At 53.1% G+C, this 13977-nt stretch carries 15 protein-coding genes and 1 pseudogene; 6 read left to right on the top strand and 10 right to left on the bottom strand.

Annotation, left to right across the window (positions count from 1 at the left end; translation table 11 throughout):
• Genes AC1VYI_RS24060 through AC1VYI_RS24035 form a run of 6 tightly spaced genes read right to left on the bottom strand, consistent with a single transcriptional unit; the run spans position 1 to position 6037 of the window.
• Positions 1–1011 carry a fimbrial protein gene (locus AC1VYI_RS24060; protein WP_226484448.1) on the bottom strand — a complete coding sequence of 337 codons (1011 nt, stop codon included), beginning with the start codon at positions 1009–1011 and terminating at the stop codon, positions 1–3.
• Entirely contained in the window at positions 1011–1526 is a 516-nt protein-coding gene (locus AC1VYI_RS24055) for a fimbrial protein (RefSeq protein ID WP_023309859.1), read from the bottom strand. Before AC1VYI_RS24055 ends, AC1VYI_RS24060 begins: the two co-directional genes overlap by 1 nt.
• Complete coding sequence (locus AC1VYI_RS24050) at positions 1517–4042, bottom strand: fimbria/pilus outer membrane usher protein (protein ID WP_134866967.1); 2526 nt, start codon at positions 4040–4042, stop codon at positions 1517–1519. Before AC1VYI_RS24050 ends, AC1VYI_RS24055 begins: the two co-directional genes overlap by 10 nt.
• Before the next feature lie 23 nt (positions 4043–4065).
• Positions 4066–4743, bottom strand: a complete 678-nt coding sequence (locus AC1VYI_RS24045; protein ID WP_023309861.1) for a fimbrial biogenesis chaperone — start codon at positions 4741–4743, stop codon at positions 4066–4068.
• Positions 4744–4796: 53 nt separating this feature from the next.
• The gene (locus tag AC1VYI_RS24040; protein ID WP_023309862.1) at positions 4797–5381 is read right to left on the bottom strand and encodes a fimbrial protein; all 585 of its coding nucleotides are present in this window, start codon (positions 5379–5381) and stop codon (positions 4797–4799) included.
• A 53-nt stretch (positions 5382–5434) separates the two neighbouring features.
• Positions 5435–6037 (bottom strand): helix-turn-helix transcriptional regulator, encoded by a 603-nt coding sequence (locus AC1VYI_RS24035; protein ID WP_023309863.1) that lies wholly within the window; start codon positions 6035–6037, stop codon positions 5435–5437.
• A gap of 706 nt (positions 6038–6743) precedes the next feature.
• Between AC1VYI_RS24035 and AC1VYI_RS24030 the strand changes: the two genes are divergently transcribed.
• From AC1VYI_RS24030 to AC1VYI_RS24010, 5 genes are all read left to right on the top strand, one after another.
• Positions 6744–7505: a winged helix-turn-helix domain-containing protein gene (locus AC1VYI_RS24030; protein ID WP_134866966.1), complete on the top strand. Its 762-nt coding sequence runs from the start codon at positions 6744–6746 to the stop codon at positions 7503–7505.
• 1 nt (position 7506) lies between these two features.
• Positions 7507–7986: a hypothetical protein gene (locus AC1VYI_RS24025; protein ID WP_134866965.1), complete on the top strand. Its 480-nt coding sequence runs from the start codon at positions 7507–7509 to the stop codon at positions 7984–7986.
• 189 nt (positions 7987–8175) lie between these two features.
• Entirely contained in the window at positions 8176–9114 is a 939-nt protein-coding gene (locus AC1VYI_RS24020; protein WP_226484450.1) for a GlxA family transcriptional regulator, read from the top strand.
• An 85-nt stretch (positions 9115–9199) separates the two neighbouring features.
• Positions 9200–10198, top strand: a complete 999-nt coding sequence (locus tag AC1VYI_RS24015) for a class I SAM-dependent methyltransferase (protein WP_047174812.1) — start codon at positions 9200–9202, stop codon at positions 10196–10198.
• A gap of 127 nt (positions 10199–10325) precedes the next feature.
• Positions 10326–10769: an acetyltransferase gene (locus tag AC1VYI_RS24010; protein WP_226483384.1), complete on the top strand. Its 444-nt coding sequence runs from the start codon at positions 10326–10328 to the stop codon at positions 10767–10769.
• Between the two features lie 32 nt (positions 10770–10801).
• Here AC1VYI_RS24010 and AC1VYI_RS24005 read toward each other — a convergent pair whose 3' ends face one another.
• The 4 genes and pseudogenes from AC1VYI_RS24005 to AC1VYI_RS23990 form a co-directional block, all read right to left on the bottom strand.
• Positions 10802–11386, bottom strand: a complete 585-nt coding sequence (locus tag AC1VYI_RS24005) for a hypothetical protein (protein WP_227412871.1) — start codon at positions 11384–11386, stop codon at positions 10802–10804.
• A gap of 10 nt (positions 11387–11396) precedes the next feature.
• Positions 11397–11876, bottom strand: a pseudogene (locus tag AC1VYI_RS24000) (Hcp family type VI secretion system effector).
• Positions 11877–12087: 211 nt separating this feature from the next.
• A complete protein-coding gene (locus AC1VYI_RS23995; protein WP_126786504.1) occupies positions 12088–12783 on the bottom strand; it encodes a hypothetical protein in 696 nt (231 codons plus the stop codon).
• 498 nt (positions 12784–13281) lie between these two features.
• Complete coding sequence (locus AC1VYI_RS23990) at positions 13282–13623, bottom strand: SymE family type I addiction module toxin (protein ID WP_226483386.1); 342 nt, start codon at positions 13621–13623, stop codon at positions 13282–13284.
• A gap of 127 nt (positions 13624–13750) precedes the next feature.
• Between AC1VYI_RS23990 and AC1VYI_RS23985 the strand changes: the two genes are divergently transcribed.
• The gene (locus AC1VYI_RS23985) at positions 13751–13942 is read left to right on the top strand and encodes a toxin-antitoxin system HicB family antitoxin (RefSeq protein ID WP_047626561.1); all 192 of its coding nucleotides are present in this window, start codon (positions 13751–13753) and stop codon (positions 13940–13942) included.
• The last annotated feature ends 35 nt before the right edge of the window (positions 13943–13977 follow it).

Genomic DNA, 13977 nt, shown 5'->3' with positions numbered 1-13977 from the left:
CTACTGGTAGGAAAACGTAATGCTGGCCAGCGCGTTGGCCGAGCCGGGGACCAGTTCACCGGTTCTGATGTACTGCGCCTGGAACGGTAACGTGAGCGTCTGCGCCGCCGTGGTGCTCTGGATAAAGAACTGGCCGGTCGTGCCCGCGGCCGAGCTGTCCGGCCCCATCGTCAGCGGCCCGCTGCCGTTGTAGAAAAACTGCACCCCAACGCCGGACGCCGTTGAGTCTCCGGTCAGGGTCACCACCGACGAGGTGTTCGACGGCGTGGTCTGATCGGTCATCACCGCGTGAACCGCCACGTTCGCGTCGCAGGTCAGGCCGACGGTAAACGTTCCCGATGGCGACGTGCTTCCCACCGTGGGCAGAGTGCGAATATCAATGGTGCCCAGCGCCACGCTGGCGTTTTTGCTGCCGACCGTACACCCGCTGGCGGTCACCGTGATGGTGGTAGGGCTGATGATGACCTGCGCCGTTTTCGTTTCGTTGTTATAGGCGGTGAGCACCGCGGCGTTGATGGTCGGGATGTTATAGACGCCGGATTTCAGGGCGGCACCGGTTTTAATAAAGGTGACCTTTGCCGACCAGCCCAGATCCTGGGCAAACCCACTGGTGCCTTCTGCCGGGTAGCTTTGCGTGATACCGGTTTGCAGGGGAATGTATTTTGTTCCCTTAAAATCCTTCAGCCCGATGATATACCCCACGCCCGGTACGCCGGTCTCAAAAACGGTGTAGTTCACCCCGTCGACGGTGACCGTCGCACCGCTCGTGATGGCGCTGCTGCTGGGCTGCAGCGTGCCTTTGTTGCAGGTAAAAACAATCCCGCACCAGAACACCTGCTGCACGCTGGCGGTGGCGCTCCAGGTCGAGCCGATAATGCTGCCCGGCACCACGGAATCCGCCGGCCCGCTGTAGGTCATCGGCTGAGGGGAGAGCGTAATGTCCGATTTCCAGTCCAGAGCCTGCACGCTGGCGCAGAAAAGTAATCCGCCGAGAAGAAATAATAAACGCATCATAGATACTCCGTTGTCCATGTGGCGAAGGCTGACACATCGCCAGCACTGACGGATGCGCCGGTGGCTACCAGCTGCGCGTAAAAGGTCATCTGTACGCTGTCATCCCCCGCCATTCCGTACGCGGCGGTTTGTGTGTTCAGGGGAATGAGCCCGCTCTCTTTATTGAGGATCTGCACCGCCACGCCGGTAGCGCCACCGTCAGCAATTTTCAGAAGCTGCGGGTTGTCATCATCCGGCGTTCCGCTGAAGCGAATTTTTACGCCAGCAAAGGTTGGCCCACACGCTTCAAGCCTGAGCGTAAAGGGCGTTTTGATATTGCTGACGGCTCCGGCGCGGTTGAACTGCTTGATGCCAATGGTGCCCAGCGGCACGTTTTGCACCTCAGAGCCCTCTGCAACCACGCAGGTGTTGCCAATCACATTGCCGGTGACGGAGACCAGCACGTCATACCCGCGAACGGGGAGAGCGAAAACCAGCAGTGCGATGCAGCCGATCCGGAACGTTACTGACATACCACCTCCTGAGAATAGAGACCGGTGCGGGCGTTATAGTTCTGCTTGTTTAAGGCGTAGGTAATGGCGCAGCGCTGGCGGCTGCCGCGGCCCCACACGGCGTTCAGCGTGCCTTTCTCTGACAAACCGGAGAGATACAGGCTGCCGCCATCGCCGACGATGCCGCTGGTTTTGTCATCATCGAGCGAGACCAGCGTGCCGAAGGGGAGCACGTCGTTGCCGTGACGCACGATAAACATCGCTTTAGCCCCCTGGTGCGTGATGAAGGTGGCGCGAACCAGGGCGCCATCGGTAGGCGTTTTGTTGGCGATGGCGTTTTCCAGCTCCACGTCATTGCCGGCGGTCGTCACGTCCAGCGCGACCTGGTTGACGCGATACGGCGTGGCGTACGGGATCACCGCGTAGCCCCGGCTGTCCGTTTTGATGCCCTTATGGTTAAGCACGGCGACGTTGCTGGCTCCCGGCGCTTTTACCAGAATGTTGGTGTTCCCGAGCGGCTGGCTCAGCGTCAGGCCATCTTCATGCACTACCGCGCCGCCGCTGATGCCGTAGCTGAGGTTGCGGGAGTCGCTGGCGTAGCTATAGCCCAGGTTGTAGTCTCCCCACGCGCCTTCGTACTGCAGGGTGGCATCGCCGCCGTAGTGCTGTCGGGAGCTGTAGCGCTGGTTGACGCTATAGAACAGGTTTTCCTGGCCCGGCAGGTAGCCGCTCACGCCCGTGCTGGTGGTTGTGCCGGTGGAGTCCGCATGGGTCGTGGTAAAGCGCGCGCGGGTCGACAGCGTCGGGTTGCCCAGCGGGACCGAAATTGACATCGACAGGATGTTATCTTTCTTGTCGTCATACAGGCTCGAGCTTCGCTGGACGCTGACGCCAAGCGACACGTTGCGAAACGTGGCGTTCCACGCAAACTGCAGGCTTTGCGTGGTATTTGACGTGTTCCAGTAGGTCTGCTGATCCCACGACAGTGACAGCGAGCCGTATTGTCCCATCGGCTGCGACAGCAGCAGCTGGTTTTTTGCCTTGCGCGACATGCGCAGGTTGTACACGGTGTCGTATTGGGTGGTGACGGTGCCATCGTCTTCCACCGTCTGCTTTGGCGATCCGCCCGACATGCCTTTGTACGTGGTGTCGCTGAGGGTATAAAACCCTTTCGTGGAGTAGCGCAGCGAGAAGAAGTTAACCCGCGTGCCAATGTCGTTCAGCAGCTTGCTGTAGCGCAGGCGGACCGAATCACCGGTATAGTGCCGATCGTCCGCCAGCTGGCTGCGGGCATGGGTCAGGTCGATGGAGTAGGCGCCAAAGCGGCCAAGGTTTTGCCCAAACCCGAGGGCCAGGCCGTTATAGCGATCGGCAAACTGCGCCCCGCCGTAAAACGTCAGGCCGTATCGCCAGCCGTAGAACAGCTCGCCCTGCGCGAAAGAGGGCGCGTCCTGATTGCCCGTCGGACGGTATTTCCCGGCGCCGAGGGCATATTTCACCTGTCCGTTACGCACCAGGTTCGGCACGCTGGCAAAGGGAAGCGTGTATTGCGTTTTGCTGCCGTCGTTCTCCTGAATGGTGACCGCCAGATCGCCTCCCGAGGAGGTCGGATAGAGATCTTTCAGCACAAACGCCCCCGGCGGGACGGAGGTTTGATAGATGATGTTGCCGTTCTGACGAACCGTGACCGTGGCGTTGCTGCGCGCGATGCCCCGGACTTCAGGCGCATAGCCGCTGAGGCTTGCGGGCAGCATGTTGTCATCGGTTTTCAGGGCGATACCGCGCAGGCCCACGGAGTCGAACACCTGCGCCGAGGTGTACGTTTCCCCGGCATACACCTGCGCGCGCAGGGCGTGAATATCGCGCTGCAGCCAGGTCTGCACGTGGGTAAGCTCATTGCTGTCTTTGGTCCACGTGGTGAAATCACGTAGCCGCCACGCGCCCAGGTTGACGCCGCTGTTGAGGCTCGCAAACAGCTGCTGCTCCCGCGTGCGCGTCTCGCCGCGATACTCATTGTTCGAGCCATTGACCACGTAATTCAGCCACGCGGCAGGAATGCCCGCCTCCCAGCTTTCCGGGCTGACGTACCCGCGCGGCAAATTTCGCATCGCACTTTGCGGTACGGTGAAGCTCAGGGTGAGCGTCTTCTGGTCCAGATCAAACTGCGTATCCGCAAACGCCTTCGTTAAGAAAATGCAGCGCTGCGCCAGCGGCAGGCCGCCGCCCTTCGCCTGATGGCTATCGATGCCCAGCGCGGCGAATTGTTCAGGCGTGAGGCAGGGCAGCGCTTCACCCGTGCTGTCTTCAGCAAGGCGGAACGTGACGTTTCCCGTGAACGCATAATTCGTATTGATATACACGTTGAGATTGTAATCACCCGGCGGCAACGCGCTCCCGGCGTTGACCCAGGCGAGATCGGCGCTGTTTGCGCTCTCGCCGTTGAGGAACGCGGGGTTAAATTGCAGCTCGCTTTCAGCAGCCACGGCTTGCCGAATCACCAGGGAGATCACCGTGGCGCACAGGATTTTTATTTTCACGTGGTCACGCCTTACTGTTTTTATTATTGGGATAACGACGCGCGCGTGGCGGGGGTCCATGCCCCGTAATCGTTAATGGTTTGATAGCTCATGCTGCTCGCGTGGCTGAAGCGTTCAGCCAGCGTCACGCTGCCTTTCGGGGGCACCATCACCGGCTGCACCGGCATACCGTCAATTTTCACGTTGATGGTGGTGAGGTAGTACGGCGTTGGGTTACTGAGCGTCACTTTTCCGGCACGGTAGGCACCGGCCAGTTTTTTCCACGCCTCTCGCGGGGGCTCACTGAGTCCCTCCGGGCGATAAAAGACCTTGATGCGGTTAGCCGATGCAAACTGCAGCGTATTCCCGGCGCCGCTTTTCGCCTGCTGGGGGATAGCTTTGACCGTCATCCAGTAGAGCGTCTCCCGATCCGCTGGCAGGGCTTTGCCGTTAAACATGATTTTCACCGCGCTTTCGCTGGCCGGTTTTATGACGTACAGCGGCGGCGTGATCGCGAAGTCGTTGGTGCGTTCGCCTTTCTCATTCTCCATCCAGGACTGGATGAGGAACGTGGCGTCGGGATGGGTGTTTCTCACCTGCATCATGGCCTGGCTGGTGGCGCTGGAGTAGACCAATCGCGTTGCGCCCAGCCCCACGCCGCCGGCATAGACGGCGGAGGAACATAACGCGCCCGCCAGGCAAATCCATGTGTTTACGCGCATAGTGTTACTCCTGAAAGATAAGACAGGCCCGGCTCGCAGACCGGGCCTGAAGATTACGAATAGGTCACTGTGTAGGTTGCGACGGCGCTGGCATCACCCGCGGTGGCGCCGCCCTTCGGCGAGTAATATTTCGCGCTGAAGTTCAGGGTGTTGGCACCCTTACGCAGAGGGATGGCCGAAGCGGGTTCACCCAGCTTCACCACGTTGCCCTGCTCGTCATAAAGGCGAATAGCCACGTTTTGCGCAGAGTTGGCGCTGCCGTTTGCCCCGACGGACAAGCTATTAACATCGGAAGTGTCCGGCGTGCCGGTGAAGGTGACGGCCACGGTTGTGGCGGCAATCGGGTTCTCATCCGTAGAGGCTGATGTATCGGCGATTTCGCAATCTTCCAGGGTGATGGCAAACGCTTTTGCCGTGCTGGCTTCGCTGCCGGCGGTCGCCAGCGTTGCGGTACGCACTTCACCCATATCCACGTCAATGTTGGCGCTTCCTGCGCTGATGGCGCAGGCGGAAGTCACCACTTTGCCGCTAAAGTTCACCGTGCCGCCGCTGGTGCCGGCAGCCAGGGCCGTGCCCGCTGGCAGTAATGCCGCAATAGCGATCGCGAGCAGCGTTTTATTATTGAATTGAGCTTTCATTGTCCTGATTCCATTATGGTGTTATGTCGAGATTTGCTCTGAAAGCAGCAGGTCTAACTGGTTAAAAAGACCAGCAAATCTGTCTTGTTCCTGAGCCCGAGTTTTCTTATCGCTGAGCTTTTTAACGCGCTGACACGACGGTAAGAAAGCTGCTCTGTTTCGGCGATGTAACGCATATCCAGACCCTTTCGCAGTTCCTTCAATACCCTCCATTCACCCGGCGTCAGCGATAACGCCGTGGGTTTTTTTATTGGGCGATAACGGCTATCGACCATTTTTAATACGCTGGCTCGCCAGTGATAAAGCGGGTCCTGCAGCGAGAGATAGGCGTCTATTTCACCGCGTATCCACAGCCAGGAATTTGCCGGTGCGGAATACATGCAAATAAGTACGTCGGGATAAAGGACTTTCATCTTCCTGATATATTTCAGGCAGTCATATCCGGCGTGATATTTCTCCATGCCGGATAAAAAAATCACGTCTACCGGTGCGGCCGCGAGTATCGTTTCGATCTCCGCGTAATTATCGATCGATGCCGTAATCTGCATAGCCGGGACAATATTTTTTAATAACGCGGCGATCCCCTGGCGCGCAAAGTGATCTCCACCCAATAGCGCGATATTTAAATGACGTGTGTTGTTGAGCTTATTCGCCATGTCATTCCCTCGATTTATAATTGTAATGAGACTCGTCTGTCTGGCAGAACGATGCCTGTATTTTCGAAGCAATTAAGCATTGCACGGTGTGAGCCCACTATACTCAGGGCGTAAAAGAGGTAACCTGAATTAATCTTAATTTGTTTTAAGTACGGTTTAGGTGTAGCGTCAATTTCTCCTCGCTGAACCGGCTTTTGCTTATCTACCTGTAAATAATCATACCGATAGTTTTTATTGAAAAGTTAGCTTTAATAAATGTTTTGTAAGGAAATAGTCTGGGGACGTCATGCGACGCGGGTTGTTACTGACGGTGACTAACAGTTTCGTGCCGAAATTGTTAATTAAGACGACAGGTTTCGAATGGGGCATAATTTTGAAACCCGCCGGGAACACCCGTCCTCTCTCCTTTTTGTTAAAAAAACAAATTAAGGGTGCTGAATAATTCAGACAATGATGGCTAAACCGTTCAACGGGCGGATTTGTCGAGTTTTGTCAGTGTCAAGACGGCTTTAAATAGCGGTTAAGAAAACTTTAGACCCTTCAGATAAAGAGAAAGGAAAAATAAGAATTTTCGCCAGGCGCCAGGATATACAGTTGCGCATTTATCCGTCACATTAATCCTTACACAGGCGAGGGATACGCATGTTAACCGTGAAGGGAATCTACTGGAGCAACAGGCGTTGACCGGAGGTATTTAGCCCATTCTATGCATAAGCATTACATTATTAATGGCCTGGTAGAGTTTCATCCAGCGGCCAGCACATTACGCGATCTCAACAATCCTGACCGGGTGGTGGTATTAAATTCCCCGGCGGGGCGCTGTTTGTTGTTATTAATAGAAAGAGTCGGAAGTATTGTGACTCAACAGGAGTGCATGGATATTGTCTGGCAGCGCCGGGGGATGCTGGTTTCGCCTAATACCTACTACCAGAATATTTCTATTCTGCGTAAGGGGTTGAAGAAAGTGGGGTTTGAAACCGATCCGATTGTCACTATCCCGCGGATTGGACTGACGCTCGCAAGCGATACGCAAATCACCGTTAAAGAGACGCAGCCGCAGGCTGATGAGGAAGAACGTGCTGCTCCGGATGTCTGCGAAGAGACCGTCGCCCCGACCGACTCGACGCGCCGCTTCTGGCTGCCGGGCGCGCTGGTGCTATTGCTGATGCTGGCTGGCGTGAGCGTTATCAGCCATAACCTGCTGCATGACAGCTATTTCGTCGACGGGTACCGCTTCGCGATGAAGATGGGCGATTGCCAGCTCTATTTTTCTCGCGATATTGAAACGCAGCGCGACCGGGATAAAGCCCTGGCCTATGCCGCCCCGTTTAAGGACCAGTGCGCGAACTATCCCTGGGTGTACGTCAGCGGTTACATCCTGCTGCCCCGTGCATCGGTCATTCGCTGTGACAGACCGATGACGGAACCCAACCGCTGTATGTCCGATTATTTTATAGAGGATCGCTAGTATGGTTCGCTACCGTCAAACGCTTGTTGCGCTCTGCCTGTGCCTGTTGATGGGGGCTGTCGTGGCGGCGTATTACCTCTGGCATCGCCATTACATTCAGCCCTTTTCCTGTCAGGCGAACTTTATTCAGCATCACCGTGATGAGACGCTCTCTCTGTGGCTGAATTACACCGTGGAGGGTAACAGCGGAATACTCAGCATGAATGGTCGGTTGAAAAGCGATCCCACGAAGACCCTGAATCGCAAACTTTTCTTTCAGATTGAGCGCAAAGACAGCGTCTATAATCTGACGTCCATACGCAATATGAAATTTCCGGACGACAACATCAGCGATAGCTGGCTGGAGAAGTACGAGCCCTTATTTTTTATCTATCCGAATAAGAATATTTATATGCGTATTAAGAAACAGCAGAATGAGAATTATTTATTTATTCTAGGGACGCTGCCGACCTATGTGTGCCACACGTCAAAAAACGGATAGCGACAGGGAGAAATGTTTTTAAGTTTTTGCGACCATCATTTATGCTTGATTTAACAGCCAGGACCTATCTTAGGAAAATATAACAGCAACAATAATGTTGCGATAATGTAATTATTCTTCGGCAAGTTAATGAAAAATATAATTGATGATAGCGTCAGAATGACGCCTGCACGGAATAAATCCCTGCATATGGGTTTACTCCTGTGGCCCCATTTCTCGCTTTTCGCATATTCAGGATTAATAGAGGCGTTACGTATTGCATCCAGCGTCCAGAAGCGTAGCCAGAAAATACGCTTTAAACTCAGTCATATAAGCACTTATCCCGACTTACCGGTAGTGAGCAGCTCAGGGCTCAGCTTGCGGCCGGAGGCCGCCCATGCGCCGCCCGGTGACTTCGACTACATTGCGGTAATTGGTGGAGGCCTGGAGCACCTTCACCAGGGGCACCGTGGCGACAGAGCGTTTCTCACGGAGGCTTATCACAACAACGTTCCCCTGATAGGTATTGGTACCGGCAGCTTTATCCTGGCGGAGGAAGGCTTACTGAACGAGCGCCGCGCCTCGATTCATCCTCATCACCATGACGTTTTCACGCAACGCTTTCCGCAGGTTTATGCTGAGCAAGGCCTCGATTTTATCGACGAAGGCGATTTGCTGACCTGCCCGGGCGGGATCTCAACGCTCACCCTGGTAACGGCGCTTATCCGAGCCCACGGGGGAGACGACATTGCGGCCACCACCTCCCGGCGGCTGTCCCTTCCTCCGCATGACGCCGCCACGCCGCGGCCCGCGAATATCGCCATGATCCCTGATTCACGGCTGCGCAGGGCGGTGACGATCGTCGAACAGTATCTGACTCACCCGCTGAACGCCGCCAGGCTCGCGCAGGACGTTAAGCTGAGCGAGCGCCAGCTTAACCGCCTGTTTCACGCCGAGTTTGGCAAAACGGCGCGGGAATTTATTCGCAGCGCCAGGCTGCGCTATGCCTGCTGGCTGCTGAAAAACTCTCAGCAAAGCGTTACGGATATTGCGCGACGGATGCGGTTTAGCGACTGCGCCCACTTTATTCGTCATTTTCAGACCGAGTACGGCTGCACGCCGGGGGTATGGCGCACGTCGCAGAACTGATGCACCTATTTCGTGCTTTCTTCGTAGGGTATTACTGGCTCGCCTGGATAGACTTCCGTTAAAAGCCTAACGGAGGGAAGACGACATGAACTGGCAGCCTTTTCGCGGCGATGCACCGGAAAATATGACGATTTTCAGCGCGTCATTTCCCGACGTCAGCGACCAGTGGCCGATGAAAGACGACGCTGCCCGCGAGATCGCCTCCCTTGACCGCGCCCTGAAAGCCGAGCCAGCGCTCCGGCCCCCGAGGGTGGAATACGACGAAGGGGGGCAAGCCGTGCTGGTTCCCCAGAACCGCTATTCCGAACAGGCCTTCCGCAACCGCCCGGCGCTCACCGCGTGGCGCACCCGGCTGGTGCCCTCCGCGCTGGCGCTGTTTGTGGTGCAAAACCCGCTGGAAGATCGCCTGCCCGACGGCACGAAAATGGACAGCGACAGCCGCCAGTGGTTTATCCACGCTAACGATGCGATTGGCGTGCGCTCCCGCGCCAGAGTGCTGGCCGCGCTGGTGGATAAGTACATTCATAATGAGAGCGAGAACAACTGGGTCAGCCTCGCGAGCGGTGCCGCCATCCCGGTGCTGGAGGCGCTGCGTGAAGCAAAGCTCGACGGCCAGCGGGTGTATCTCACGCTGGTGGACAAAGACCCGGTGGCGCTCAGTTGGGCCGAAACCATGGCGGCGCAGGAAGGGATTGTGGTGGGCGAACAGCTGACCCTGCTCAGGCGCAACCTGCTCCATACGCTGGTGCGTAACGAAGACCTGCTGCTGGAGCTGGGCGAGCAGCAGGCCGAACTGGTCGACGCGCTGGGGATTTTCGAATACTTCAACGATACCGACGCGGTGATTTTTCTCCAGCGCGCGCTGCGGCTGGTCAAGCCCGGCGGGGCGGTAATTGTGTCAAACATGCTCACCAGCAGCCCGCAAATTGACTTTGTGCTGCGGGGTATCGGCTGGGAGGATATTTACCCTAGGTCGTTACAGCAGCTGCAGGATATTCACCTCGCGGCGGGCGTGCCGGTGGAAAATGTTACCGTGGTGGTGCCGAAGGACGGCGTGTACGCGGTGATGGAGATTAGGGTTTAGCGCGAGCTGTGTGGGGGGACAAACCGCACAATCGGTTCCCTCTCCCTGAGGGAGAGGGCTAGGGTGAGGGGGAACAGAGCGCGCTGAGTTACTTGAATTAACGTTCTAAACCGCACATGATCCCCCCATGAAAATAGAAACCGCACTCCCCACACACTTTGAACGTCTGGTCGCGATCTGGGAATCCTCCGTTCGCGCCACCCACCACTTTTTACAGGAAAGCGATATTGCGGCGCTGCGCCCGTTATTGCTCAATGCGTATTTACCTAACCTCAAGGTTGTGATTGCTGAAGATAACGCAGGCGTTATTCACGGCTTTTCAGGCGTGGATGAAAACCGCATTGAAATGCTGTTTGTTGACGACGCGAGCCGGGGGAAGGGCGTCGGGAAATTGCTGCTGAAATACGCCATCGCCGAGTTTGGCGTAAACGAGGTGGATGTGAATGAGCAGAATCCGCAGGGCGTGGGATTTTATCGCCATATGGGGTTTGAGCAGGTCGGGCGCTCGGAACTGGACGGGCAGGGGAATCCGTTTCCGTTGCTGCATATGCGGTTGGGTGGGCAGGTTTAACGCCCTCTCCCTCTGGAGAGGGAATCTGCAAGCTAGTTACTGGTAATTTGCCCGATGATTACGCCTCGCACTTTATCGCCATCGAAGTAATAAGAGACCGTATTACTCTGGATGAATCCATTCTGTACTGGCGTCTCCTGATAAAAAAGCATCGCTTTCTTTTTGGCGATCTCTTTCTTGCCGAACAATGTGACTAAATTCCCATGCGTCGCGTTTAATAATGGAACATTAGCGACTGAGACTCTGACAGGTTCCGTTGTTTTAGCACACCCTTCATGGATGCCATCCCTGGCAATAGCTAGCGCAGTTAACAATCCTGCACCCATTTCGTTATCCGAGATGAACCAGTAATTCGTGCCATCGTCGTCATGAAGGCAGACCCAACGAGCGGAACTGTCTTTGTTGACTGGTGTGCTGGTGATATCTGACAGGTGAGTAACCTCCATTTGCACGGTTTTCTTACCGATGGTAATAGTGGGATAGAGGGGCATTGTTGTGGGTTCTTCCGGCGTTGTTCCATCATCCTGATAATACCTGGCTGCGAAGCCGGACATTTGGGCTGCTGATGTATTTTGAACCAGGAATAGAAGTGCAGCCAAAAATATCATTACTTTCATTTTAGATGCCCTAATACGTAGCACGATTATTCCATTCATCAGTGTAGGCAATGTTCCCATCGCAATGTTTCCATGTAATCTTCTCGTAACGGAGTTGAATATCTTCGAGATGCGTGCTTGTTAAGCCGGTGGGATGCAACAGGGGTGATATAGAGGTGATCTTTACGTTCTCCATTATCATATTGAAATACTCACTCTCAACACCCTAGTCAAGAATTCGATACATTTTCAAAACTGCTTTTTGGAATATTCTTCCTTCACACATTGCACGATACAAAACAGGCGTTGCAGCATCAAATTCCTTATGCAAGTTTAAGGGGGAATGAACTCTCGTACCTGTCAAACGACCCGTATTCGAGCTCTCAGGGATCCATACCTGATGGATAACTGAACGGATTTCAAACGATCCTAATCTCGCTGGCAGCAAGGATGGACCAACTATGGGCGAACCATTTTCATCAAACAACCACAGATGAGCGGGAATTGACATAATTTACTCCTGTTAAATAGTCATTATCTTTTTTTATGTAAAAGGATATAGAGGCCTACAATAACTACAATTGACCATATTGCATTCATTACGATTTTTTCGGGTAGCCAGGTTACGGCAAATAGTGCAAATATTATGACGAATAAAAGGGGAATTGCTCCTCTCAGGAAGAATATGAGTTGGCCTTTTAGCCAGTATTTAATAGCTTTGATCATCCCTTTATCATCCTTGAAATCGCATATGCAATGTCGCTGTCTGAAGCATAAGCTTGGTTAAGTATGGGGGACCTCATTATTATGGGCTCAATCAAGAAAAACATCATTTCAAGCTCTTCCTGATAAAGGAGATTATAGTAATAAGCATTATAGTTTTTTAGATGGTTGGCGCTTCTGGATGCCTGCTCAACGATGCCATAAACTTTTAAACCAAGGACAGCATAAGTAGAAAACGATGTGATCTTTTCTTTCATCCAAATGTTGGTATGAACACTACTACAAATTGCAATAGTTGCCGAATATATAAAAGCCTGGCTGGAGAGCATCGATGATGAAATTGATATGCCTAAATACATAAGATTTCGTTGTATGTTATGTATTCTTTTTTCACTCTTGTTGCTTAATAGACTTTTAATATAAATATAGAGCATCTTAAAGATAACGTCTCTGTGTTTTATTAACTGGACAATACCTATCAAAAATCTTGAGTCTTCTTTGCGTAACCGTAAACATACGTCCTGATAGTTTTCAGTAAAGCACGAAAGTTGATAGCTTAATCGTGTTGCCCCATCATCTAACAGTTGTGCTTGCTTTAATACTTCATCTTTTACGCCAGTTAAGGCATGTTCTAACTTTAAAGCCAATATTTTATGTGCATCTATTGATGTTATTAATGAGTCGCTATAATACATATTGCACCCTTTAACAGTAAACATAGGCACAAGTTTCTATTAATATTGACGTTCTGCTGTGATGTATATCGCAATAGTTTATCTTTAATAAAAAATACAGGGATTTTAACCTTGTATTATATTTATCATGAATAATGATTGGCTATCAATTTAGATATTGTATGAGCGTGAGAATGAGGGCGTTAGATCCGTTGTGTATTAGTTTAATAGCCGTATGGCCGGTAAAGGCGAAACTGGGTGCCACGAGCTGAGCGTAACTACGAGTGTTGCTTTGAGATTGTAGTGATCTCTCACTAGAAATCTGATGTCTCCTTTCCTGGCCAAGTATCCGGAATTTCCGGATACTTGGATGCTGATCAATTTCGCCATCAGAAATTCTATTTACGAGATGCTAATTGATGGTTCGAACACGGCGATGGGGTTGCGTCTTTCTTTGCATGTCGTCTCCCCATCTACATCGTCTAACACGCATGGCTGGTTGTATGCCAGAAACAGTCGTTAAGCCAGGTGGCTTGTATTTGATTTTGCGAGGCGCTTTCCGGGACGTGGAGTTTGGATCGCGGCAAGCGCGTCCTCTATCTCAATGAGCTTTGCCTTCGTCCGTTTATAATCATCCTGCAACCTCTGCTCCTGCTCGTTATACGCCACCAGAACGATACACCCTTTCATGATCTTTACCGTGACCTGCTGTCCGGTATCAAAACCCGCCGCGCGCAGCCACTTGCCGGACAGAATGATATTGGGCGTGGATTTGTCGAAAACATTCGGGCGATATCCCACAATTAACGAACGCTCGGTTCCGGATTGGTCGGTGTCTGGGGTAGAATGCGAATCAGCCATAATCAACTCCTTGATAGTTGGTGAGGTTAGACGCTCCGGTTGTGTTCCCGCACATCGGGGCGTTGCAAACACAGGGGGGACTTAGGTAGCCTCCTATTTGTATCAGAGTAAATGGATAGGTGGCCTCATGTCAATCATATCGCGCGAAAAAAAACCAAAAGGTGGTGGGCAGTCTCCGCAGTTTAAGATGCGTATTGATCCGGCATTAAAAGAACAATTGGATGCGGTGGCGGCTGAGGAAGGGGTGAGTCTCGCCAGCTGGTTGAAGGAGCTGGCGAGAGAAGCTTTAAAAAGAAAAGGAATCATTCCGAAAGGATAATTTTTTGGAGATATCACTTTTTTAAGGTTTAAAAA

The sequence above is a fragment of the Enterobacter sp. QK-SA4 genome (genome assembly GCF_056856775.1).
Note: the sequence above shows the minus strand (reverse complement) of the source record. Positions and strands in the feature narration are given on the sequence as shown.

What these genes read in the sequence shown, in the direction of transcription:
- AC1VYI_RS24060 (WP_226484448.1), bottom strand. Translation starts at nt 1,011, where the DNA reads ATGCGTTTATTATTTCTTCTCGGCGGATTACTTTTCTGCGCCAGCGTG.
- AC1VYI_RS24055 (WP_023309859.1), bottom strand. Translation starts at nt 1,526, where the DNA reads ATGTCAGTAACGTTCCGGATCGGCTGCATCGCACTGCTGGTTTTCGCT.
- AC1VYI_RS24045 (WP_023309861.1), bottom strand. Translation starts at nt 4,743, where the DNA reads ATGCGCGTAAACACATGGATTTGCCTGGCGGGCGCGTTATGTTCCTCC.
- AC1VYI_RS24040 (WP_023309862.1), bottom strand. Translation starts at nt 5,381, where the DNA reads ATGAAAGCTCAATTCAATAATAAAACGCTGCTCGCGATCGCTATTGCG.
- AC1VYI_RS24035 (WP_023309863.1), bottom strand. Translation starts at nt 6,037, where the DNA reads ATGGCGAATAAGCTCAACAACACACGTCATTTAAATATCGCGCTATTG.
- AC1VYI_RS24030 (WP_134866966.1), top strand. Translation starts at nt 6,744, where the DNA reads ATGCATAAGCATTACATTATTAATGGCCTGGTAGAGTTTCATCCAGCG.
- AC1VYI_RS24025 (WP_134866965.1), top strand. Translation starts at nt 7,507, where the DNA reads ATGGTTCGCTACCGTCAAACGCTTGTTGCGCTCTGCCTGTGCCTGTTG.
- AC1VYI_RS24020 (WP_226484450.1), top strand. Translation starts at nt 8,176, where the DNA reads ATGGGTTTACTCCTGTGGCCCCATTTCTCGCTTTTCGCATATTCAGGA.
- AC1VYI_RS24015 (WP_047174812.1), top strand. Translation starts at nt 9,200, where the DNA reads ATGAACTGGCAGCCTTTTCGCGGCGATGCACCGGAAAATATGACGATT.
- AC1VYI_RS24010 (WP_226483384.1), top strand. Translation starts at nt 10,326, where the DNA reads ATGAAAATAGAAACCGCACTCCCCACACACTTTGAACGTCTGGTCGCG.
- AC1VYI_RS24005 (WP_227412871.1), bottom strand. Translation starts at nt 11,386, where the DNA reads ATGAAAGTAATGATATTTTTGGCTGCACTTCTATTCCTGGTTCAAAAT.
- AC1VYI_RS23995 (WP_126786504.1), bottom strand. Translation starts at nt 12,783, where the DNA reads ATGTATTATAGCGACTCATTAATAACATCAATAGATGCACATAAAATA.
- AC1VYI_RS23990 (WP_226483386.1), bottom strand. Translation starts at nt 13,623, where the DNA reads ATGGCTGATTCGCATTCTACCCCAGACACCGACCAATCCGGAACCGAG.
- AC1VYI_RS23985 (WP_047626561.1), top strand. Translation starts at nt 13,751, where the DNA reads ATGTCAATCATATCGCGCGAAAAAAAACCAAAAGGTGGTGGGCAGTCT.